Raw genomic sequence first — 22,833 nt, forward strand, 5'->3', positions numbered from 1 at the left:
ACAAATAGTTTTTTCTAGAAATTCTCTTCTCTGCATGCGGTTTATTTAAAAAGTTCTCAATTTTTTTACTAAAATACCCTTTACAGTATTTTTTAATCAATTTAGAAAAAATAAAATGTCTTGCACAACCAAATAACATGAAAATCACAGAAGCTTTAATTAAAGCAATCAAAGAAAGGCAAGAAAAATTAACAGAAACTGACCAACTTAATGAAAATATTATAGACGCAGTTAACTTAATAAATCAAGAGCTCTTAAAACAAGGAATAAGGAGTACCATCAATAAAGACGACATTGAATTTAGCCCCGAATTCTTATGGGAAAAAACCTACTTTTCATGGGATCCTAAATTAAAAAGGAATTTAATTCTAAGGAAAAGAAATTTAAGCAATATTATCTTCAATCACTATTATCCTAGTCCTTCAAATACCACATTTTATCATTTTACAAGCTTAAAAAATTTTGAAAGCATTGTTAAAAATAAAGAATTGTGGCTTTTCAACTTATTAAAACGATTTAACCAAGGAGAATTTCGGTATTTCTATAAAGATCATGGGCTAACAGGCTATAAGATAAACTCTGACATTGATGGAGTTATAATGGAGGAGTCGCTAATGAGTAAAGCTTTCTACATTTCATTCGCAAGGTCTTCATCAATTAAAATTGATGAAGAGGAAGATTTATGGACTAGCTTTGGTGAAAGTGGCCATGGAGTAAGAATAGAGTTTGATATTGTTCCAAAAATATCTGATTTCAGAAACATATTTTATAAAGATGACAAAACACCGATAAAAGATCTCTTAATCAATAAGCTATCAAAAAAGATCAAGAAAAAGTTCAAACGTAACTTTATGATTTCTGGAATATCAAAAATTGGAGGTTTCTATTTACATAGTGACTTAAAAATAGAAAATGAAACAAGGCTACTAATAAAAGAGTACTCAGACGAATACGAATTCAACTTTACAAAATTTCCTAGTATTGGAAAAGTAAAATATATTAAGCTAAGGTTTGACTCTGATTATGCTGAAATTAAAATAAATTCAGTTCAGCCTGGCATTTACTGTAATGAAGATAAAGTGAGAGAAGTTTTTGAAAAGTATCCTTTAGCATATAATCCTAGCATAGTAAATAAGCCAAACTTCTAAACTCGAAAACAAAAATGTTACAATTCCAATATTAGCTTCATTCAACTGTTGCTTCTTCACAATATGATGTTATAGTTATGAACTCTAACGAAAGAATTTATTTAGATGAGGCAGGAAATACTGGCCAAGATTTGTTAAATCGAGATCAGAAAGTGTTTGTATTAGCTTCAAATAACTTTTCTACTAATAAATGCGATGAAATTGTCTCATTATTTAAGAGCACCTCAGAACTTCATTTTTACAATTTGAAATCCAGTAAAGCAGGTCGAGAAGCACTTATAAATTTTTTAAATCATTATTTAATCAGTGAGGAAAACATCTTCAACGTAGTAACAAACAAAGAATACAGCGTTGTTGGGCAGATTGTGGACCTCCTCATTGAGCATGTTATGCATAAAAAAGGCATTGATATTTATCAACACGGATATAACATAACATTAACTAATTTCATTTATTACGCTATAAAAAATTTTTGGACATATGATATGGTCTATTATTTCTTATCAGATTTTATCAAAATGATTAGATTAAAATCAAAGGAAAGTATAAAAAAGTTTTTTATGACCGTATTGGAGCTAGACGCAGTCTCAAAAAGAAACTTCTTTCTTAAGCCGATTTTAGAAAGCCAAAGTTACATAAATGATATTTTAGAACCAGTAGATAAGTTTTCGATTGATTTAACACTGCCAAGTTTTTACGTAATTTGCGATTATTGGTATAAAAAGATGAAAAATAAATTAATTATTATTCAAGACGATTCTCACCAAATGAAGCATTATAATGAAATAATTGATTTTACAATAGGCATGGACACTGAAATTACTGAAGTTGGATACGGCGAAAAGAAAATGACGTTCCCAACACAGATTGACAAACTTCAAATGGCAGACTCCAAAAGCAATAAAGGTGTTCAGATTTCAGACATTATTGCTAGTTCTATTGCTTTTGTGTTTAATAATAAAAACCAAAAACAAGAAAAATTTGTAAACGAAATAAAAGAATCAAAGTTATTTAATTTAAGCAATAACCATATAATATGGCCTCAAGCCATATTTACCCCAGAAGAACTTAGTCTCAATTTAAATTATGGAGAGAACATATTAGACTTTCTTGCTCAGCAAAAGCAAAAGTGGGCTGGGAGAAGTAAGTAAACTACAGGACCATTTTAATATTTTTTTAATTTAAGTGGCTAGCTTCAAATTTTATTAAAATTAATAGAATACTTTATACAGTCTAATGAAGCCTCAAATTGAATTTTTAATTTCGACTATTATTTTCATATACCGTGCATTCGGAATATTTTGCAATTGCACCGGCCGGTAGTGCGTGGCGGGGTTTTCTCTGAGGAACAGATGACCATTTTGAAAAATATTCAGAAAATTTTGCTGTTTATCAGACAATTACGCCCAAAATGTTGATAATTACGGTGAAAAAACGCTCTGCCCAAACGGCCTCCCGCGCGGTGCAATTGTTCACAGACTGAGCGAGTTAGGTCCCAAAACCGAAATTCCGGAAAATCCGACATTGACCACTTTAAATTCCAGGAATTCCGGGAATTTAGACAAAGCCCCCCTCCCCAACCCCCTGGGCAACCTGGTCGCCTGATGTCCTGTTTTCCTCGCGCCTGACGCTGCAATTTGCCGCCTGAAAATCCCCCGAACCGGGCCGGCATGAATCGTTCCGATGACCATGTAACACACACCACCACGCTGCGAATGCTTTCCTGGCGGGAAGCGCTGGCCATTCTCGAAAGATGCGATGCGAAAGGGGGGGCCCGCCCCTTTTCCATCACCTTTTGCACGGCCAATCCCGAGAAGAAAACGGGTGGTGAGATCATCCACTACGACAAAGCCATCTGGCACGTGCGCGGGGGCCGGGTGAAACCCCGGGCAAAAGAAGCCGTCACGGCCGAAACCAAGGGATCCTCCACCGGCCGCTGGTCCCGAAGGATCCGGGCCGTCGACAGTGACCAGATCCGGCGGGTGCATGTGCACCTGATCCTTGAAATTAACGGCCAGCCCATCAAATGAGTCAGATCCAGTTTAACGAAAACGAAAACGTCGCCTTCCTGCCGGCCGTGCAGGCAGTGGTCAACCTTCCGGGCCTGGCGCTGGCCGCCGGATCGGGCCGGTCCACGGCGGGTGGCGTGATCGGCGCCCTGCCCTCTGAGCCGGTCCGGCAAAAGGTTCAGGTCCCCGGCGATGAGCGGATCGCTTACTGGGGCGATGGCAACGATTTCCCCCAGCAGGTCATCGCCCGGGCCTCTAAAAACACGGTCATCCCAGCCACGCTGAGCAAAAAAGCGGCCCTGTGGATTGGCGGAGGCGTGTTTGCCGCGGCTGATGAGACCTCCCAGCAGCCGGTAAAAGACCCCGATATTCAGGCGTTTATGAGCAATATCACCACCAAGCGGTATCTGCTGGAGACGGCGCTCGATATTGCCTGGTTTGTCAACGCCTTCCCTGAATTCATCCTCTCGAAAAACCGGGAGAAGATCGTCCAGCTGCACGCCAACGAAACGGCCTACTGCCGCTGGGGCCGCATGGACGAGAAAAACGGGGAGATGGACCGCGTCTACCTGAATGCCAACTGGCCCCAGGCGACGGCCACCGACCCGGAAACCATTTCGCTGCCCTGCATTAACCCCTACCGGTTCGACCGGGTGAACTGGGTGCGCGGCCGCAAGGACTTTAAATTCATCTACCCGCTCTCCTACCCTTCCCCAGGCAAATCCTATTACCAGCTGGCCAACTGGGACAGTGCCCGCTCGGGAGGCTGGCTCGACGTGCTCGAAGCCATCCCCCAGTTCAAGAAGTACGCCATGGAAAACCAGATGTCGATCAAATATCACATTGAAGTGCCCCAGGAATACTGGTCGACGGTGTACGGTGAGCGCTGGAAAACGGCCAACTACGAGGGAAAACGGGCCATCCGGGACGAGTTCCTGACGAGTCTGATGGACCGGCTGACCAACGTCAAAAATGCCCACAAAGGCATTATTACCGACAAGTGGTTTGACATTAAAACCCAGCAGTGGCAGACGATCGTCATCAATGTGCTCGACGACAAGCACATGGAGGGCAAATACAATGAGGATTACACGGAGGGGAATGCCAACCTCTTCTACGCCCTGGAGTACGACCCGACCATGTCGGGTTTCGCCGGCGGGTCCAAGATGGGCAGCCGCTCGGGCGGCTCCGACAAGCGGGAAGCCTTCTGGATCTTCCTCAGTCAGTCGAAACCCTACCGGGACCGGATTATTGAGCCATTTGATTTTGTGGCCGAATACAACGGCTGGAAACAGCGCTGGCCGGAGCTGACCTTCAAGTTCCGCGATACACTGCTGACGACGCTGGACACGGGCCATTCCACCGCAGATGTAAACACGCCGGCGTCATGAAACTGATCTTCAAAGACCTCGAGACCCTAAGGAAAGTGGTCGCCGTCAACGCCGATCTTTCCTTTGAGAACCTGGCGCCCTATCTGCACAGCGCCCAGCTGTTCGTCGCCCGTTTTGTGGGGGAAGCCCTCGTCGACGGCCTGGCCACGGCCGTCTTTTCCAATGCGAATCTGAACCAGGTGCAGCAGGCCCTCTGGGACCGGATCAGAGTGCCGGTAGCCAACCTGGCCACGGCCAAATACGCCCGCTTCAAAAACGTGATGATCACCGACGCCGGCGTGCTGCGCACTTCTTCCGAGCAGCAGAAAGACGCTTTTGAATGGCAGCTCAGTCAGGCCCTGGCGCAGCTGCAGGAGGAAGCCTGGCAGGGCCTGGAATACCTTCTGCGGTTTCTGGAAGAGAAAAAGGCGGATTATCCGGCCTATACGGACTCGGCCGAATACGCCACCCACCAGGCGTCCCTGATCCGATCGGCCCAGGTCTTCAGCCGGTATTACTTCATTGCCGACAGCCGGCTGACCTTCTGGAGCCTGCAGTCGTGCCTGAGGGCCGCCGAGGCCCGGGTGATCCGGCCGCTGCTCGGTAGCGTTTATGCTACCCTGCTGGCGGAGGCCAACCTGTCGGATGAGCAGACGCTCCAGCTGGACGGCGCCCGCCGGGCCCTGGCCTATGAGACCATCAGCCGGGCGCTGCGCGAACGGATTGTGGAGGTCACCGACGCGGGCGTGCAGGTCAACGCCATCAGCCAGTATACGCTCAGCCGGCACCAGACGCCGGCCTCCGACATCCGGCTGCAGCAGACGCTGGCATACATCGACCAGCAGGCGGCTGCCGCCCTGGCCGATCTGGCCGGTACCCTCACCGATCCCACCACACCTGGCAGCGGCCTGGGCGTGCAGGGGGATAAAATCATCGCTTTTTAACCACCCGATATTCTGCGATTTCGCAGGATTTATCCTTGCACCAAACCGCCCAACTGCCAATAAGGTAAACTGTATGCGCATCAAACCTACGAAAGCGGAAGCCCTGTGCCTGGTGATCGGCCTGGTGATCGGCACAGTGGCCTGGCTTCTGCTGCGGCCCCGCAGAACAGCGACCCCTGCCATTACAGTGGTGGTCCCTTACGACGCCCACCGCGACAGCCTGATTCTGAAAGGAGACTCCTCGAGCCGGGCCGTCACAATCATTCAACAACGTACCCATCAAACCCTGAAAACGTATGAAGCCACGCGTCATCGCTTTGATTCTCTTACCGTTCATCTGCCTTAGTCTCTCGCTTCAGGCCCAGACGGCGGACGTTCTGCTCCTGAAAAAAGGAGCCCCTTTTCCCTTTGCCAGCGGGGCCGCCCTGGATCAGCGGGTGTATGATCAGGTGAAAGCCAAGCTGGCCGCGGCCGAGCAGCTGCGCATCGATGGCGAGAAAGCCATTGCCGACCTGAAGCTACAGATTACAGCGCTGGAAACGGCCCTGAAGGACAAACAGGCGATCATCGAATATGATGCCCAGTCCTACCGGGAGCTGTATCAAAAATACGCGGTGGCCACCGAAGCCCTGAAGGCCGCCGACCACCAGGTGCAGCAGACTACCGACGTCATCGAGCGGGTCAAAGCATTGCTACCCCGCAAGCTCCGGAAACGGTCGCTGACGGCTCCGGAAATCGCCCTTTCCCTAGAAGAAATGGCCGAAAAGCTTCGAAAACGCCCGCTGAAATGGGGACTGGCCGGCGCCCTGCTCGGCGCCATCGGCGCCCTGGTCATCGCCCTTTAACCCCTTTTACCGCTATGAATATGAACGTGCTGATTTCCAGCTTCCCCTATATCACCCTAGGCCTGGGCCTGACGCTGTTTCTGACCTGGCTTTACAGCAGCTTCCAGGGGCGCATTGCCCGTTTTGTGGCCCCGGTGATCCAGTTTCTGGCCCGCCACATCTTCGTCACCCACCTGGTGGGGCTGATCATCCTGTCGATGATCTCCCTGAGTGTGGTCATCGCTCTCAAACCGTGGGTGCTGGCCACCGATCCCAGCGCCCGACCCTACGACGAGACGCTGCTGCAGAAGGTGCCGTTGACGCTGGCCTGCCTGATGATCCTCTGCCCGGTGGCGCTGCTGATCATCCGCATCACCATGCCGGGCCAGTACGACTACCTGAATTTTTCCAACAAGGACCTGGGTCCCGACCACGACTTCAAACAGCTGACCCCATGCCAACGACTGCTCATCGCCTTGGGCTTTTACTGCTTTATCTTATTCCTGGGAGTACAGCTCTTTACGGGCAGCCTGTAAACCAGGCCCTCTACCGGGAACGGACGGTGGCCGTCGCCCGCCAATACCTTTCGGTGCGTGAGCTGACGAGGCGCAACGATCACCCGGCTATCCAGACCTTCTGGACGCTCATCCACCCGGCCTACTACCGCAGCCGCCCGCCCTGGTGCGCAGCCTTCGTGTATTTCTGCCTCCGCTCGGCGGGTCTGCGCCCTCCGGTGAAAACACCGGCGCTGGCGGCAGCCTGGTACCGAAAATCGCTGACCGTCTGGACGTACAATCCCCATGGCAACCAGCGCCGGGGGGCCGAACCGCCTAAAGCGTCCCTGGTGCTCTACCAGTTTAAAACGGCCGGCGGCTACCGCATCGGCCACGTCGGCCTGCTGGCCGATCAGCGCCGAAAGGCCACCGATGATTTTATGGTGCTGGAGGGAAACACCTCGGCCGCCGGTGCCGTGGAGCTCACCGAGCGCGACCGGGAAGGCAACGGCGTCTATCTCAAACGCCGATCCCCCCGCTCCATTTACGCCATTGTCGACTGGATCCCTATCAGTATGCCATGAACACCATCGACCTGCGTCTGCCGGCCAAGGCCCCCGTACACTTTCAGGGGCCTTCCGAATGGAACGAAGTGACTCCCCGCCAATGGCTGCAATGGGTGCGCTGGCAGACGGACCTGGAAGGAGCTATGGCCGGCCGCTTCCTGCTGCTGCAGCTGTGGTTTGGTCTGAAGTTTCGCACCCTCAGGCTGCTGGATGAAGCCCAGCAGCTGCGGCTTCTGGAGCTGCTGGACTGGACCGATCGCCACCCTTCCCGCTGGATGCTGCCCGTGATCTGGATCCGCGGCCGGCGCTGGGTTGGCCCGGGGGATCAGCTGGAGCACCTGACCTTCGGGGAGTTCGTCTTTGCCGAGGCCGCCCGCACCCGCTACCAGGCTGCTCCCAGTCGGGAAGACCTCGAGGAGCTGGCGGCCATTCTCTACCGGCCGGCCCGCTGGCCCTGGCAACACCCGGGCGAAGGGGGCCGCAGCCGCTTTGACCGCCACCAGCTGGAGGGCCATAGAGGCCGGATGGCCGCTCTTCCAGCGGCCATCCTGAAGGGAACGCTGATCAACTACCTAGGGGCTCTCGAGCAGCTGCCCCGGGCCTTCCCGCACCTATACAAGGGGAGCGGTTCAAGTGATCAAACCTCTGGCAGCTGGCTGGATGTGGGCCTGCAGATGGCCCGGCAGACCACCGCCTTCGGCTCCTACCACCAGCTGGAGAACACCAACCTCTACCTGGTGCTGACCACGCTGGATGCCATGCTGAAAGAGAATGAAGATCTGGAGCGCAAACTGAAAGAGAGATGAGCAGCCTGGAAGAATTTTATGAAGCCTACGGCCAGAGCCTGGCCACGCGCCTGGCCTCGATTGGCCACACCGAGCCCAAGCCCCGGTTCATCTTCGTTGACGAAATGGGCCAACCCGATGAGCTGATCCGGGCTACCACCAGCAAGCTGAAGGAGAAAACCAACGTGCTGGTCTGGGAGGCCTTCACCGAGCGGCTGGGCGACGGCCGGCGCGATAACTACCACACCCGGGTGATGGGCAGCCTGGCGGTCCTGCGCAAGGAAGGCACCGACACGGGTAGCCAGAAAACCGCCATCCGGATGGGCCGGCAGACGGCCCTGAAGGTGATGGCCCTGATGCTGCAGGACACGCTTGATGGGGAGCTGGCCCAGGAGGGCATCCAGCTACAGTTTGACGGCCAGGACGGGGAGAAAATCCGCCTGGCCAGCGGCTGGTGCGGATGGGGCTACACCTTCGACTGGCTGGTGGGGCTGGACCTGACCTTAACCGAGTCGGATCTGGTCGCCTGATGTCCTGTTTTTCGGCCGGGGGATGCCCGAATTTCGGGGCATGGTGACCATCCTGCAACAACCCGACGATGTAGCTCTGAGCAAAGGCGGCAGGCTGGAGTATGTCTTCAGCGGCAACGGCCGCTTTGTCCATACCGGCGTCAAGGGAACCAACGCCATTCTGTTCAAAGGCCCCGTCCTGGAAGGCGACGTGATCAACCTGTTCTGGAAGGGCCGCAACCTGAAAATGGTGGCCCGCGAGAACCCGGTAGAAACGAATGAATTTCCGACCGGCGCCGGCGACAAAGCCTACACCCAGACGATCCTGCCCTATTTCCGGGACTTCTACCCCATCGAGCAGGATTTTGACGTAACGGTTCCGGAAGAAGCGGTTCTGATTGGGCTGAATTTTCTGGCCAAACGGCCCGGCCCGCCCTACAACCTTTCCCCCTACCTGTTCGGAAATATTGAAATACCGTCCCCGGTGCTTCTGGGGGTCAACGAAGAGGTGCGGCCCCGCTACAGCGTCTATGTGGAGCTGTGGGCCAAACGGGGCGACGATACCGCCTTTAAACGCCTGTCGGGAACGCCCCTGGAGACCGACGCCCAGGGCCGGGCCACCTACGATCCGGCCACCACCCTGCACAGCTACCTGACGGCCGACCTGCCGCTCTGGAACGCGCACACCGCCCAGGCGTCGGTGAAGTCCAGGGCCGAATACTACGTCCGCTACGCGGAGGCCTGGGGCGAACCGCTGGCGATCGGCCGGCTGACTAAACACACCACCAATCGGGTGCACCTGGGCGGTATGCCCTACGAGCAGCTGGGCCGCTTTGAGCTGGCCGATTTTGTCGCCGGCAGCGATGGGCTGCAGCGGGCGCTGCGCATTGGCCCTACCACCCGCTACATCCGTTTCGACGAGCCGCAGTACCTGACCTTTCTGAACCTGAAGGGTGCGCTGACAGGCGCCCGCCTGGAGGTCGTTCTCAAGCTGGACGACAACTCGTCGATTGCCTTAACAAAGCACGAGCTGGCCACCCTGGCCACCCACGATAAAATCACCTTTCCGGTGGGTCCCCAGCAGGTGGGCATCCCCGCCGTACTGGCCGACGCACCCGGACGAACGCTGAAGGAATATACCGTCCAGCTGAAGACGCAGGATGGCGAGGCCCATTCGATCCTCTACCGCTACGTGGTCGACTACCGGTACCGGTCTTTTATCCGGCATTTTGCCTACATCAACAGCCTTGGGTCACTGGATACGCTGACGACCTACGGCCAGGGCAGCCCCGAGCTGGACCTGTTCCATGAGCAGGCCGAGCGGCACCTGCTGCCTTCGGCCTACGAGCTGACCGATGGGCAGTTTGTCGAATACGATACGGCCATCCAGCAGCGGGTGGAGGTCACCTCGGGCTGGCGCACCGACGCCGAGCTCCGGCTGTGGAAGGATTTTTACCGGGCGGAAAGCCGCTGGCGGCTGTTTTCGGCCAAGGCCCTGCCCATCGCCCTGATCTCCAAGTCGATCAAAGAGAAGAAGGATGATGATACCAACTTCGCCCACCGCTTCGAGTATACCTATCGCTACAAGGACGAGTTCACCTACGATCCGGCCGATGAGGTGGAACCGCCACCCCCGCCAGGGCTGCTGCCCGCCGGCACGGTGGTCATCTCCCCGACCTCACCGACGACCAACAACCGGGATGACTCGGTTCCGGAGGTCGTCCGCACCATCGGTTCCCAGAAAATGCTGGACTGGGACCAGGCCCACGCCTGGGGCGATCATGCCTCTCAGGGCTATCTGACGCAACAATCCGGCTCCGATGTCTTTGCCGGCAAAACTCATAGCCACAGCTACTCGGAGCTGGCGGATAAACCAGGCCTGAATCAATTGGAAAATCTGAATGCGCCGGATAAGACACCGGAGATTAAGACCGTCAAGCTGGCCAGCCCGAAGGCGGCCCAGTCGGTCGTCGAAATCCTCCTGAGAAATACAGAAACGGGAGAGATCGAAAAAGCGTCAGCGGCCCAGCTGAAGGCCGCCCTGGGCATCGTGGGGGGCGGCACCGGTGGAGGCCAGGAGCCCGAGGGCATCCTGTTTACCTTCACGGATGCCCCTTTCGGCCATACGTTTACCCACAACCTGGGCACGCTGTCGGTAAGCGGCAAAGTCTTTAACGAGTTCGGATCCGAGGTAAAAACAGCCTGGATCGAGCCCATCAGCGAAACGCAGGCCGCCCTGCGGTTCTACACCGAGGCCAACGGCCAGTACGGAACGCTGACGGGCAGCGCCCGCATCTGGGAAACCCAGGAGGAGATTCCCGACGATCCGGGCGGGGAAGAGCCGCCCCCGCCCACGCCGGTCAATTTCATCAAGGCTGAATGGCTGGCCACCGGCGAAGCGGGCTACCCGTTGAACCTGCGGACCTTTCTGTCAGCGCAGCCGGCCGAAGGCTGGGAATACAAGTGGGCCACGACGTCGACCTGGGCAGCCATGGCGCTGCAGTCGGGAACCGAATGGTACTACTACATCCCTTCGCCCTCGTTCCTGCAGCCGGGCACGCAGCCCCGCCAGCTGGACATGCGCCGGGGCGGCACCAGCGAGATCATTTCGGTGATCGTGCCTCCGGGCCTGCCGGACGATGAGGACTTCTGGCACGAGCTCCTCCGGGGCACGACGACGCCCATTCCGGAAACGGCGGTGGAGACGACCATCAAGCCGGCCGCCCTGCAGAAGGTAGGGCACTCCAGGGCCGCTTCCCGCGATACCTCCTGGTGGTATGCCGCCCAGGGGCTGGTCAAAACCATGCTCGTGGCCGTCGACAATGCCGGCACCCCGCTGGCCAGCCAACCCTTCGGCAACGGCTGGAAGGGGGGACTTTTCTACGATACCGAGCCGGAGATCTACGATTCGACCGATCCCTGGGAGCGCGTCTGGCGCAACAACCCCACGGCTGCCGGCGTCAACGGACTGACCACCGGCCTGAAGGTCATCCAGAAGATCTGGCTGGCGGCCGAGCCCAATGTGATCTTCGTCACGCCGGCTTACACAATTACCGCCAGCACGGCCGGCATCGTGGAAAATTCCCTGGTGGTCCAGCAGCCCGACCCGGACCCGGATCCGGGACCGATCGACCCCAATCTGCCGGTGGAAGGACGCCTGCAGGTGGGCATCGAGCCGCTGAGCCGCGATTACCTCAACGTGGAGCTGAAGTCCTTTACCAACGGCAAGGCGGTGCTCCGGGATAAGACGGAAACCGGACCCCGGCAGGGTATTCTGTACACGGCCAACGGGCAGATCATCGCCAACCTGGAGAACCTGTCCTGGGAAACGTACATGCCCATTTTTATTCAGAAGCACTCCCTGAATATGAATTACAACACCCTGGCCGACCAGATGGCCTACGGCTATTTCCACGACCAGATGTCGGTCATAATTTACTAAGCGATGATTGTCAAACGAGTCGTCCTACCGAAACTCAAATACGGACAGAACACCGAGTATGTCCGCACCCAGCCAGGGCTGACGGGCTTTCCCGACAACCGGTTTATCGTCATCACTCCGCGGGAAGATATTCCCAACGAGACCTACATCAACAAGGGCATCGACGGGCTGATCCTCAACGGCGGGGTCAATCCGGTAGACACGCCCTTTGCCAACCGATCGGTCTGTATGGGCAACGGCTGGATCAAGGACCGCGCCCAGTCGGTGCTCGGGGGCAAGCACATTGGGGACTTTACCGAAACCGAGTGCCGGCAGGCCGTGCAGAACTACCTGAACAACGGCCGATCGGGCGGGTATAAGTACCTCACCGGCCAGATGTACGAGGCCTACGGCGGTGCCGAGGCCTGGCGGCTCATCGCCGGCAGCAACCAGGACCGCTGGATCTATTCCGAGATCCAGAACGTGATCGGCGCCCAGGGCGGCCTGTGCTTTGGGGATTACGACGGTCACATGCTGCTGATGCGGTTCGACGATTATTCGAACCCCAACATGCACCGCAGCAGCTGGGGCAACCCCGCCCAGTCGCTCATCACCGCCAAAAGCGCCACACCCTTCAACAACTGCTTTTTTACGTCGGCCAACCCGGCCTGGCAATACCGCCATGGGCTGATCAACACCTACAACCACTGGCCGCTGAATCCGAGAAACTTCGTGTTTTCGCACATCGCCGGCTTTCACTTCGATGCCCAGGCGAAGATTGCTGTGGGCACCAACCGGAAAACCTGCGCATTCGGATGGGCCTCGGAAGCCCAGTTTACCGACTACCTGCAGAAGTTTCAGTATAAGCTGCCGCTGACGGGGGGCTACTACGAAAGCTGGCACTTTGCCAACTACTCCTTCGCCCTGAAGGTGATGATCGACTTTCTGTCGTATCTGATGCTCGACGGCGGGGTGATCAACTGGCAGTCGGAAAACCGTTACGGCAACAACCCCGAGGTAATCCCCTCCAACGGCGTGCAGGACGGCCGCCAGCACCGCTATTACGGCTCGGGCAACCCGGTGCGGGGGGTCAACCAGAGCGCCTATGATCCGAGCAAGACCTACGCCTTCCCCGTGCGGCCGATCGGTTTTGAAGATGCCCAGTGGATTGCCGCCGACTGGTACGCCCAGGCGGTGGCCTGGGCCGGCCAGGCCTACACCCACCCCCGCCAGACGGTCGGCTCCTCCAGCATCGAGGTCACGCCCACCTACCTGTTGGATGCTCACCTGGACGGCAAGTGGCTCTCGTTCATGGGCGGCCAGGGCAACCGGCGGTGGGTGTTCACCCTGAACCTGGCCGACCAGGGCACCTGGTCGACGCCGACGTTCAACCTCTCCGGAGGCAGTCTGACCCGTGAGCTGAATCACGGTACCCCCTACCTGTTTTTAATCGAACTGTAAACAACCCCATGAAAAAGACGCTGCTGCTGCTGACGGCCTACCTCTGCTTCCTTACCGCTTTCGCCCAGGAGCCGGTCGATCCGGTCTTTGTGCCGGCCGATACGCTGACTCCGCCCCGGCTGCTGCCGGCCCAGCCGGGCCACCTGCAGGAGCTCCGCCGGGATACGCTGGGCAATACCTACCTGATGAACAAGGCCAAAAAGCCGGTGCAGGTCTCGGCCGTGAGCATCTCCCAGAAAAGCCAGTTCAAACGCCAGTACGCGCCGGAGGTGATCTATAAGGGCCAGCTCTTTGAGCGCAAGGCCGGCACGGTGACGGCCGCCACGCCAGGTTATGATTACGCCATTTTCCCGGCGCAGACGGGCTATTATTACGAAATCATCGTCCAGGAGGGCATCAGCGTCAAAGTCTTCGGGGCGCTGGGTATCGACGGCCCGGATTATACCACGAATCTGGCTAAAGCCCGGGCTTACGCCGAATACCGGAAACTGGCCCTGCTGATCCCCGCCGGCGTGTTTCGCTTCGCCGGCCTGACGCTGGCCGTCGACAGCCTGGTGATCCGGGGCGTGCCGCTGCGGTCCATCCTGAAGAAAACATCCACCCGGGGCAACGGTATCGACATTCACGCCAACCACTGCCGGGTGTTTGGGGTGACCGTCGACGGCAATGCCTCGCAACTGGATGGGGGTTTCTGGGTCACCGGGATTGGCAACGACGTCGACCAGTGCCGGGCACTGAACTGCGACGCCTTCAGCTTCTGCATCAACGGCACCTACAGCAACGGAGCGGCTTTTGTCAAAATGCCGACGGCCTTCAACCGGGTGCGTAACTCGGAGGCCAAAGGCCAGAAGCGCTACCACTCCATTGGCGCCAAGGCGGCTTTTCTGGCCGGGGATTCGGCCGTGCATACGCTGTTTGAAAACGACCGGGCCATCGACTGCTTCCTTCCGGAAGCCGGCGACTATTTCGACAGTGATTGGGCCCCTTACACCCGGTTCCTGAACTGTACGGCCCAGAGTACCTCGGGACTTTCCGGAGCCTCCGGCCTGCATACGGAAGGCGAGCAGCCGTCCACCAACCACTACGTCTACATCGAGAATTTTACGGCCATCAACATGCTGCGGGGCTTTTCGTTTTCGGAAAACTCCCGGGTATCGATGACGGGTAACAACCAGGCGATCGGCTGCCAGCGGGCGCTGGTCAACTACAGCGCCTATACCTCTTCGATCTCGGGGCTGAAAGCCATCGGCTGCGGCAGCGGGATTTCCGGGCTGATTTCGGCAGTCATTGAAAATGCCAGATCCGCGACGCTGAGCAACGTGGAGGTGATCGGTACCGTGGGAGGCGCCCAGGAGCTTTTGAACTACAACGGGGCCCCGGCTAACAGTACGGAGGATCCGCTGACGATCCGCAACTCGGTCTTCAACGGGCCGGTGCGCTTTTCCAACGACAACGTGGGCAGCTATTTCGTCGACGTCTCCGGAACGGCTTTCAACAACTCCTCGGTCGACTGGTACAACAACGTGGGCCTGAGGATAACCTTCACCGGCTGCGTGTTCCGCAACACAGTCGTCAGCGGTGCCCGCGCGAAGCGGATCGAATTCAACGGCTGCCGGTTCGTCACCGCCAACAATACCCAGGTCGCCCTGAATTACCCGATTACCGACAACATCAACACCCTGGTTCGAAACAGCCATTTTGATGGGTTTAACCGGATTACCGACTGGGCCACGCTGGGACTGGGCATCACCTACGCCAACCTGGTCAACCCGCCTAAGAATCTTCCGGAAGACCGCTTTGTGCAGGGGGGTGATAATACGCGCAGCACCTACGTTTCGAGCCTCGATCAGGAGCTGCAGTCGGGTTTTTACACCGCTTCGGGAAGTGGTACGGGCTCCCCCTTCTCCCAGGCGACGCCGTACAACGTCATCAACCTGCACGAGACGAACGGGGGTACGAGCTATTTCGGTCATCCCAGCGGCTATTTCACCAACCAGATCGCCATGGACATTGCCGGCGGCCCCATGTACCGGCGCTTCCATAACGGGGGCGGCAGCTGGCAGCCCTGGCACAAGGTCCACGACAACAGCTGGTTTCCCGTCGACATTACCGCCAGTCCAGTCCTCGGGCAGACGATCCGGTTTGATGGCACCCGCTTTGTGCAGGGGAAGCTGGGAGTCACCGATCTACAGATCAGCGGAACGCCGGATGGAACAAAATTCCTCCGAGACGATGGAAGCTGGGCAGCTCCGGCCGGCGGCAGCGGAACGGGTGATATGGCCAAAGCCACCTACGATGCAAACAGCAACAACAAGGTCGACGGCGCCGAATCGGCCGACGCTGTACCCTGGACGGGCGTCACCGGCAAGCCTTCCAGCTTCACGCCCAGCGCCCACACCCACCCTCTGGCCGAGATTCAGGCCACTGGAACCCGGGATGCCACCACCTTCCTTCGGGGCGATGGCACCTTTGCCGTGCCGCCCGGCGGTGGGGGCGGCTCCTATACCGACGAGCAGGCCCAGGATGCCGCGGCCTCCCTGGTTACCAGCGGGTTTCACCTGGGGGTCAAAACCACCTACGACGACGCCCTGAACCGGCTGAGCCTGACGGCCATTACGCCCTATTACCAGGATTACCTCATCAATGGGATCGCCCTGGAAACAGCACCGCTGACTAATGCCACCACCACCGATGCCAACCTGGGCGGATCGGGCGTAGCTCTGTTTCGGGAAGTGGTAGCCCCCCTATCCGTGACCATCGACAAAGTGGCTTTTCATGTGGCCGTGGTCGGCAGCGGCCTTTCCGCCACGGCGGGAGCGAACGGGGTGGGCCTGTACGATATCAGCGGCAACCGCCTGGCCTGGGCCGACTGCCAGACGGCCTTCACCACCACCGGCTTTAAAACCGTTTCGCTGAACACGAACGTGACGCTGGTGGCCGGCAGCCGGTACCGGATCGTGGCGGTGGCCACCGGGTCGACCTCCCCCCAGTTTCGGGTGCATAGCTCGGCCAGCCTCATCAACGCCAACGTGAACACCTCGCCCTACCGGCAGTCGACGAAGGGCTCCACCACGCTGGATGCGACCTTGACCTTCGGCTCAGGCTGGACGGCGGAGACCAACTCGCGGGCCTGGATTGGTTTCACCGTCTTACCCGAATGATGGTATGGCCACACGAAGAATTTACCTGAAGGGCGTGCCGGATTGGGTGGTGGCTATGTGCATCATCCTGCTGGAGCCGCTGAAATATTTCGGCTACTCGTGCCTGTACTCCGCGGTCGGCTCCGGGGTGGCCACTCAGGGCGAACCCGTTAACGCCATGGTCCTCACGGGGGTGGCAGGCCTGATCCTGATCAGCCTGAGGGACGCTCTGAAAAAATTCGTCGAATTGTGCACCGAAATTCCCGATGATCGAAATCCGCAATCTCGAGGGTGAGACCTTACAGGTGAATCCCGGCCAGCGCCTGACCATCGAGCAGGCCAGTACGCTCATGACGGACGACGAACTTCCGGGTAGCTTCAGCTACCCGATTTCGTTTCCATTGAATGATGCAAACCGGCGGTTTCTGCAGTATGCCTACCGGCCCGATGCCCTGGAAGCCCGCATGGAGCTGCCCGTGCAGGTGCGCCTGGAAGGCCATCTCTACCGGCGCTGTACTTTCCGGTACCGGATCCAGGACGGCAAAGGCGACGGCTTTCTGAAGATCGACTCGGGAGAGCTGGGCGAGAAGCTGCGCAAGCAGACGCTGCTGGAGGCCATCCCCGATGCCATCGACCTGGGTGTGGGACTGACCATCACCAACGGCATCGCCGTGCCGGGCGCCATGAAGCTCTACGCCACGCTGGATCCGGGCCGCGAGCCATTTACCTTCTTTCCGGTGCGGAACGAGGGCTTTATGGAGCCGGTCACCGAGTTCAATTCCACCAAACTGGCCTGGTACCAGCGCCAGGATGGCATCAACGCCTACAATACGTTCAGCTCCAGCTTTGTCGTCGACACGCCCCTGAAGCTGGGCTTTCATGCCGTGCCGTTTTTCTATCTGCGCTGGGTGCTGGACCGCCTGATGCGGGGCCTGGGCTACCGGCTGGAAGGGGACTGGATCGATCTGGAGGAAACCAGTCGCCTGGTCATCTTCAACCAGACGGCGATGATGTCGGCCAGCCGGTCGGGCAGCCCTTTCCGGATTCAGGCGGGGATGCACCTGCCGGATATGACCGTTTCCGATTTTTTGAGGGCCATCCGTCAGAAGTACGGGCTGACGTTTGTCTTCAACGCCCAGGCGGGCGTCTGCCGGATCCGCACCTTCGACAGCCTGCGCCGGCAGGTGGAACTCGTCGACCTGAGCCCCTACCAGCTGAAGGGCTACAGCATCGAAGACGGCGAGCAGAAGGGGTATTCCATCCTGGAGGGCATCGATGAAAAGGACAAGCTGTTTCAGAATCCGGCCGGCGAGATCCTCAAACCCCAGCCGATGGTCATCGGTGCCGGGCTGACGGAGGTGCAGCTGAAGGTAGGCTCTACGAAAATGACCACCTGGAACAGCCAGCTGGTGCCGCACGTGAATCAACCAGGCAACCTGATCGACGAGATTTATAAGGAGTCCGACCGCTACCTGGAGAACGGAAAACGCCCCTATCCGATGGCGCTGCGGCTGCTCTCCTACCGGGGCATCTTCAACAACGTGCTCAACGGTACCACCTACCCCAGCGCCAATGGGGAATACACGCAGCTGACGGGCCGCTACGGCGTCTGGCAGGGCGGCCTGCGGTCGTATTACTTCTTTCGGGACAACACCCGCAAAGCCGAGGTACGGCTGCTGCTGCCCATGGCCCAGCTGGGCAAGCTTAACCTGGATGACCGGGTGGGCCTCCGCCTTGAGGACCGAGCACTGACGCCTTTTCTGATCAACCGCTGGCAGTTCGAAGCGGCTGAATCGGATTCGGTGCTGATGCGCCTGGAGTGCCAGACGCTGCCCACGGGCGCCGAGGAGACGGCCGATTACGAGAACGACTCGTCCGGTCAGATCTATGCTACCCTGGAGATCCGGAAAGGGCCGATGCTGACGCTGCCAGGCAATGGAGGTGTATCGGTCATTGTCCAGCTGGCCGACGTGGTGGTCAAATTCTACGGCAGTGAAAACCGCAGCCCGGCCGTGGAGGTCTCGGGCCTGCCGGTGGTGCTGAGGATCTCGACGTTCTCGGGCTTTTCGGCGACCACCAACGATGTGCAGCTGACGGCCTCGGGCACCGAGTTCACACTGCTGAATGACTTTGCCATCTACCGGAAGGTGATGCGCGGGGCGGTGGTGGAATCCGAATCCTCCGCCGGATTCTTTCTGGTACCCACCGATGGTTATATCACCCTGCCATGACCTACGACGAGCTCGGTATCCACGAAAAAATCAACCTGAAGCAGGTCCTCAACACCTGGGCGTATTACGCCACCGACCATTTCCGCGATGAGCTGGATAAGAAGGTCTACCGGGTACGGGCCACGCGCAGCGGATCCCGCCGGAAGCAGAATAAAACGGCTACGGGAGCGCTGCGTCGAGCCTGGTACCATCAGGTGGGAAGTGAGCGCGTAGTGATGCAGTTTCTGCTCTACGGTCGCTTCGTCGACATGGGCGTGGGCAAAGGCACCAGCCACAACGATCGGGGTGCTTCCCGTTTGCTCCGGGAAGGATCACCCGCGGGTCCGACCCCTCGGCGGAAGCGGAAGCCCTGGTACTCCAAACGCAAAGGCTATGAGGTCAAGCGCCTGCGCGAGATCCTGGCCGAGCGCCACGTGACGGTGCCCCTCCAGGCGCTGGAAAGCATGTTAGAATTTCCCATTACCCTCACCGTATAATGGCAAACCAGAACGAAAAAGCGGTCATTGACCTGGTGATCAACGGCCGCCAGTCCGAAGCGACTCTAAAAGATATCGCGGCAGCGGCCGTGGGCGCCCGCAAGGAATTGAACCGCATGAAGGAAGCCGACGATCCGGCCGCCTATGCGGCCAAGGTCAAACAGGTGCAGGCCCTCAACGGAGCCCTGAATGATCATTCTGCCCGGATCCGCCAGGTGTCGAGTGGCTGGAAAGAGTTTATCGCCAACCCGATGGCCGTGGGTAAAACCATCCTCGGCGGGGCCGTTTTCGGGGCAGCCGCCGTGGGCCTGCAGTCGCTGGTGGGCCTGTTTCCCCAGGTGCTGGAGGGCGGTCTGAAACTGGCTGACCAGCTGGCCGATATCTCCAAAGCGACGGATATGACCGATGGCGAGGTCAAAGGGCTGAACCAGGCCCTCAAAGGGCTGGATACGCGCACGCCCACGGAGGAGCTGCGGGAAATGGCGGTGGTGGCCGGCCAGTTCGGCATTGCCAAAAACGAGGTAGCCGATTTTGTCAAGTCGGCCGACATGCTTAACGTGGCCCTGGGCGATCAGTTCGGCAGCGCCGAAGAGACGGCCGGCACGATGCTTAAGCTGCGCAACACCTTCCTGGACATCAAATTCGATAAGGTCGACCAGGACATGCTGCACATCGGAAACGCCATCAACCAGCTGGAGGCCGATGGAGCCGCCACGGCATCCGTGATGGCCGACTTTGCCAGCCGGATCGGCGGGGTCGCCATTCCCATGGGTCTCACTACGCCCCAGACGCTGGGGCTGTCGGCCGCCCTGCAGGAGATGAACGTGACGGCCGAGCGGGGATCCTCCGCCGTCGTCGACATTCTCTCCAGCATGACGAAGGCTCCGGAAAGCTTTGCCAAATACGCCCGGGGCGTCGATGGGGCCAAGATGTCGAACAAACAGTTCATCGACCTGGTCAACAAGGATCTGATGGGCGCCATGCTGGCCGTGGCCCGGGGCTTCAACACGGGCGACACCTCCGCCACCGGCATGGCTTCGAAGCTGGACGACATGAACCTGAAGGGCAACGGGGTGATGGAGATCTTCATGAAGCTGGCCAGCAACACCCAGCTGGTCACCGACAAGATTGACCTGGCGGGCAAATCCATCGACAACACCGGCTCGATCACCAATGAATTCAATAAAAAGAACAACGAGCTGGCCATCAACCTCAAGAAGATCAAGGAGTTCTTCGGGGATCTGCTGACCGGGGACGGCATTGTGGGATTTGCCGCGGGCCTGGCGGGCGCCACCGCCCGGATCCTGGGCCTGAAAGATGCCGTGGCTGAAACCAACAAAGCCTTCCAGCAGCAGCGGGAGAAAGTTCAGGCGCTGGAGAAGAACCTGGGCCCCATGCTGGACCGGCACGATGAGTTGAAGAAAAAGACGAAACTGTCAAAGGACGAGCAGGCGGAGCTGAAGAAGATCGTCGGTCAGGTGGCCGATATCGTCCCCTCGGCCGTCACCCAGTTCGATAAGTACGGCCGGGCGCTGGATATCAGCTCCAGCAAAGGGCGGGAATTTATCGAGGTGCAGAAGGAGCTGCTGAAGTTTCAGAATAAAAAGGCCATCGACGAAACGAAGGAAAGCCTGGCCGAACTCCAGCGTCAGCTGGAAGCCGGGGTGGCTCAGCGCAAAGGTGGATATATTACAGACAATAATGGGATGGGCCGATACCAGACCCGGAAGATGACCGACGAGGAGCTCCGAATTCTGGACAAAGCCAATGCGGATCTGCTGAAGAAAATTCAGGAGCGGCAGACCCTGCTAAAAGGCCTGGATGGCTCCTATCTGGATCAGCCGGTCAACCCCGGTTCGAAAAAGGTCCCCGAGGAGTCGACCGAGTTCGGAACGGCCCAGACGGCCGCTGAGAAGGAAGCTGAAAAGAAGAAGCAGAAGGCCGGCGACAAAGCCAAAAAGCAGGCGGAAAAGCAGGAAGACGAGCTCGAGCGAATGCTGACCGACGCCCGGGCCAAACACCTGGCGTCTACCGAGAATGACTTCGCTAAAGAGCAGATCCTGTTTGCCGAGAAATACACCAAAATGTTCGAGCTGGCGAGTGGTCATACCGATAAAATGACCGAGGTAACGGAGGTGATGTATGCTGAGCTGGCCGACATCGAGAAACGGGAAGCCGAGCGCCAGAAAAAGCAGAAGGAGGAGGAATACAAGCTGAAGGTGAAAGCCGCCGAGGAAGAGCTGGAGCTGTTAATGGAGGACAAACGGGCCAGGCTGGCCCTGGAGGTGGCCGAGAAAAAGATCACGCCCGAGGAGGCGCAGGTGAAAGATCTGGAGCTGGAGAAAACCTACCTGGAAGCCAAACGGCTGCTCTATGCTACGTTCTATCAGCAGCTGGCCGATCTGGGCTTTGCCGATAAGGAAAAGCAGCAGCAGATTGCTGAGGAAAAGAAAGCGGCCCTGGCCAAAATTGACCAGGATATCCAGCAGTCCGACCGGGATCACACGCTGGCCCGGGTGGATGCCAGCGAGGAAATGAAGAACCGGATGGTGCAGGCGCTGGACTATATTGCCGAGTCGGAATGGAACCTTGTCCAGACCCGGGCGGATGCAGCTGCTCAAGGGCTTTCGATTTTAGGGGGCTTTTTCAAAGAATCCTCCGGAATCCAGAAGGCCATCTTTGCTGCCGAGAAAGCGTTTGCCATTGCCTCAATCGTCGTTTCTCTGCAGAAACAGCTGGCGGCCATTCGCCTGGCGGCCGACCTGCAGGCGACCGCGGCCGCGGCAATCCCGTTTGCGGGACCGTTCCTGGCGGCCGCGGCGAAAGCCATGGGGGTTAAAAATGCGGTAGCCGCAAAGATCCAGGCTGGGATCAGCATCGCCACCATTGCTGCCCAGACGGTGCAGCAGGTGGCTATGAAAGCCGAAGGGGGGTATACGGACGTCGCGACGCTGTCGGGCGATCCAACTGGGTTTGTCAGTCGGCCGACACTGTTCAATCAGGGCCGGCGCAGTTTCATTGCCGGCGAGAAGGGCCGGGAGTTTATCATCAACGGCCGGGCGCTGCGCAATCCAGCGGTGGCCAACCTGGCCGGGGCGCTGGACATCATGCAGCGGACGGGTAACTTTTCGATGCTGCAGCAACAATCTTCGAAGCCGGCTCAGATGGTGAATCCTGTTCCGATTGAACAATTGGAAGCCATTTTAACGGAACTTCGGCTGAACCGAATGGAGCTGCAGACCAACACGGCCGCCACGAAAGACGTGGCCAACCGGCCGATTACCAACAACTACCGGATCCAGGAGGAGTACGCCAATCGGATCGGGCAAATACGGCAGGAAACGCAGATTTGATGCCTGGGGAATTTCCTATAATTGACTTACCTTTGTGGTGCTCAATTTGATGTATACGCGGGGTCAGCGCTGTCCGAAGTGGCGGTGCTGCACCCCCGTATT

At 57.2% G+C, this 22,833-nt stretch carries 18 protein-coding genes; all 18 read left to right on the top strand.

Annotated features, from left to right (window positions below):
* Positions 1 to 137 precede the first annotated feature (137 nt).
* The 18 genes from DX909_RS05370 to DX909_RS05455 all read left to right on the top strand — a co-directional run bounded on the left by DX909_RS05370 (position 138) and on the right by DX909_RS05455 (position 22,731).
* Positions 138 to 1,148, top strand: coding sequence for a hypothetical protein (locus DX909_RS05370; protein ID WP_128544078.1), 1,011 nt, complete (start codon positions 138 to 140; stop codon positions 1,146 to 1,148).
* A gap of 77 nt (positions 1,149 to 1,225) precedes the next feature.
* On the top strand, positions 1,226 to 2,299 hold the full coding sequence (locus DX909_RS05375) for a DUF3800 domain-containing protein (RefSeq protein WP_128544079.1): 1,074 nt from the start codon (positions 1,226 to 1,228) through the stop codon (positions 2,297 to 2,299).
* 519 nt (positions 2,300 to 2,818) lie between these two features.
* Positions 2,819 to 3,178, top strand: coding sequence for a hypothetical protein (locus tag DX909_RS05380; protein ID WP_128544080.1), 360 nt, complete (start codon positions 2,819 to 2,821; stop codon positions 3,176 to 3,178).
* Positions 3,175 to 4,548, top strand: coding sequence for a hypothetical protein (locus DX909_RS05385; protein WP_128544081.1), 1,374 nt, complete (start codon positions 3,175 to 3,177; stop codon positions 4,546 to 4,548). Before DX909_RS05380 ends, DX909_RS05385 begins: the two co-directional genes overlap by 4 nt.
* Complete coding sequence (locus tag DX909_RS05390) at positions 4,545 to 5,471, top strand: DUF6712 family protein (RefSeq protein WP_128544082.1); 927 nt, start codon at positions 4,545 to 4,547, stop codon at positions 5,469 to 5,471. Before DX909_RS05385 ends, DX909_RS05390 begins: the two co-directional genes overlap by 4 nt.
* A 73-nt stretch (positions 5,472 to 5,544) precedes the next feature.
* Positions 5,545 to 5,817: a hypothetical protein gene (locus tag DX909_RS05395; protein ID WP_128544083.1), complete on the top strand. Its 273-nt coding sequence runs from the start codon at positions 5,545 to 5,547 to the stop codon at positions 5,815 to 5,817.
* Positions 5,768 to 6,316, top strand: coding sequence for a hypothetical protein (locus tag DX909_RS05400; RefSeq protein WP_128544084.1), 549 nt, complete (start codon positions 5,768 to 5,770; stop codon positions 6,314 to 6,316). Before DX909_RS05395 ends, DX909_RS05400 begins: the two co-directional genes overlap by 50 nt.
* 14 nt (positions 6,317 to 6,330) lie before the next feature.
* The gene (locus tag DX909_RS05405; protein WP_128544085.1) at positions 6,331 to 6,831 is read left to right on the top strand and encodes a hypothetical protein; all 501 of its coding nucleotides are present in this window, start codon (positions 6,331 to 6,333) and stop codon (positions 6,829 to 6,831) included.
* Positions 6,832 to 6,884: 53 nt separating this feature from the next.
* The gene (locus tag DX909_RS05410; RefSeq protein WP_164851198.1) at positions 6,885 to 7,373 is read left to right on the top strand and encodes a C40 family peptidase; all 489 of its coding nucleotides are present in this window, start codon (positions 6,885 to 6,887) and stop codon (positions 7,371 to 7,373) included.
* Entirely contained in the window at positions 7,370 to 8,161 is a 792-nt protein-coding gene (locus DX909_RS05415) for a hypothetical protein (RefSeq protein WP_128544087.1), read from the top strand. Before DX909_RS05410 ends, DX909_RS05415 begins: the two co-directional genes overlap by 4 nt.
* Entirely contained in the window at positions 8,158 to 8,670 is a 513-nt protein-coding gene (locus tag DX909_RS05420; RefSeq protein WP_128544088.1) for a hypothetical protein, read from the top strand. Before DX909_RS05415 ends, DX909_RS05420 begins: the two co-directional genes overlap by 4 nt.
* Before the next feature lie 22 nt (positions 8,671 to 8,692).
* Entirely contained in the window at positions 8,693 to 12,091 is a 3,399-nt protein-coding gene (locus tag DX909_RS05425; RefSeq protein WP_128544089.1) for a hypothetical protein, read from the top strand.
* 3 nt (positions 12,092 to 12,094) lie between these two features.
* Entirely contained in the window at positions 12,095 to 13,531 is a 1,437-nt protein-coding gene (locus DX909_RS05430; protein WP_128544090.1) for a hypothetical protein, read from the top strand.
* A gap of 8 nt (positions 13,532 to 13,539) precedes the next feature.
* Positions 13,540 to 16,692 (top strand): hypothetical protein, encoded by a 3,153-nt coding sequence (locus DX909_RS05435; RefSeq protein ID WP_128544091.1) that lies wholly within the window; start codon positions 13,540 to 13,542, stop codon positions 16,690 to 16,692.
* A 4-nt stretch (positions 16,693 to 16,696) separates the two neighbouring features.
* A complete protein-coding gene (locus DX909_RS05440; RefSeq protein WP_128544092.1) occupies positions 16,697 to 16,966 on the top strand; it encodes a hypothetical protein in 270 nt (89 codons plus the stop codon).
* Complete coding sequence (locus DX909_RS05445) at positions 16,938 to 18,902, top strand: hypothetical protein (RefSeq protein WP_128544093.1); 1,965 nt, start codon at positions 16,938 to 16,940, stop codon at positions 18,900 to 18,902. The genes DX909_RS05440 and DX909_RS05445 overlap by 29 nt, the downstream gene beginning before the upstream one ends.
* A complete protein-coding gene (locus DX909_RS05450) occupies positions 18,899 to 19,378 on the top strand; it encodes a hypothetical protein (protein WP_128544094.1) in 480 nt (159 codons plus the stop codon). Before DX909_RS05445 ends, DX909_RS05450 begins: the two co-directional genes overlap by 4 nt.
* Complete coding sequence (locus DX909_RS05455) at positions 19,378 to 22,731, top strand: phage tail tape measure protein (protein WP_128544095.1); 3,354 nt, start codon at positions 19,378 to 19,380, stop codon at positions 22,729 to 22,731. Before DX909_RS05450 ends, DX909_RS05455 begins: the two co-directional genes overlap by 1 nt.
* The last annotated feature ends 102 nt before the right edge of the window (positions 22,732 to 22,833 follow it).

The organism is Larkinella soli (assembly GCF_003703975.1).
Lineage (GTDB): Bacteria > Bacteroidota > Bacteroidia > Cytophagales > Spirosomataceae > Larkinella > Larkinella soli.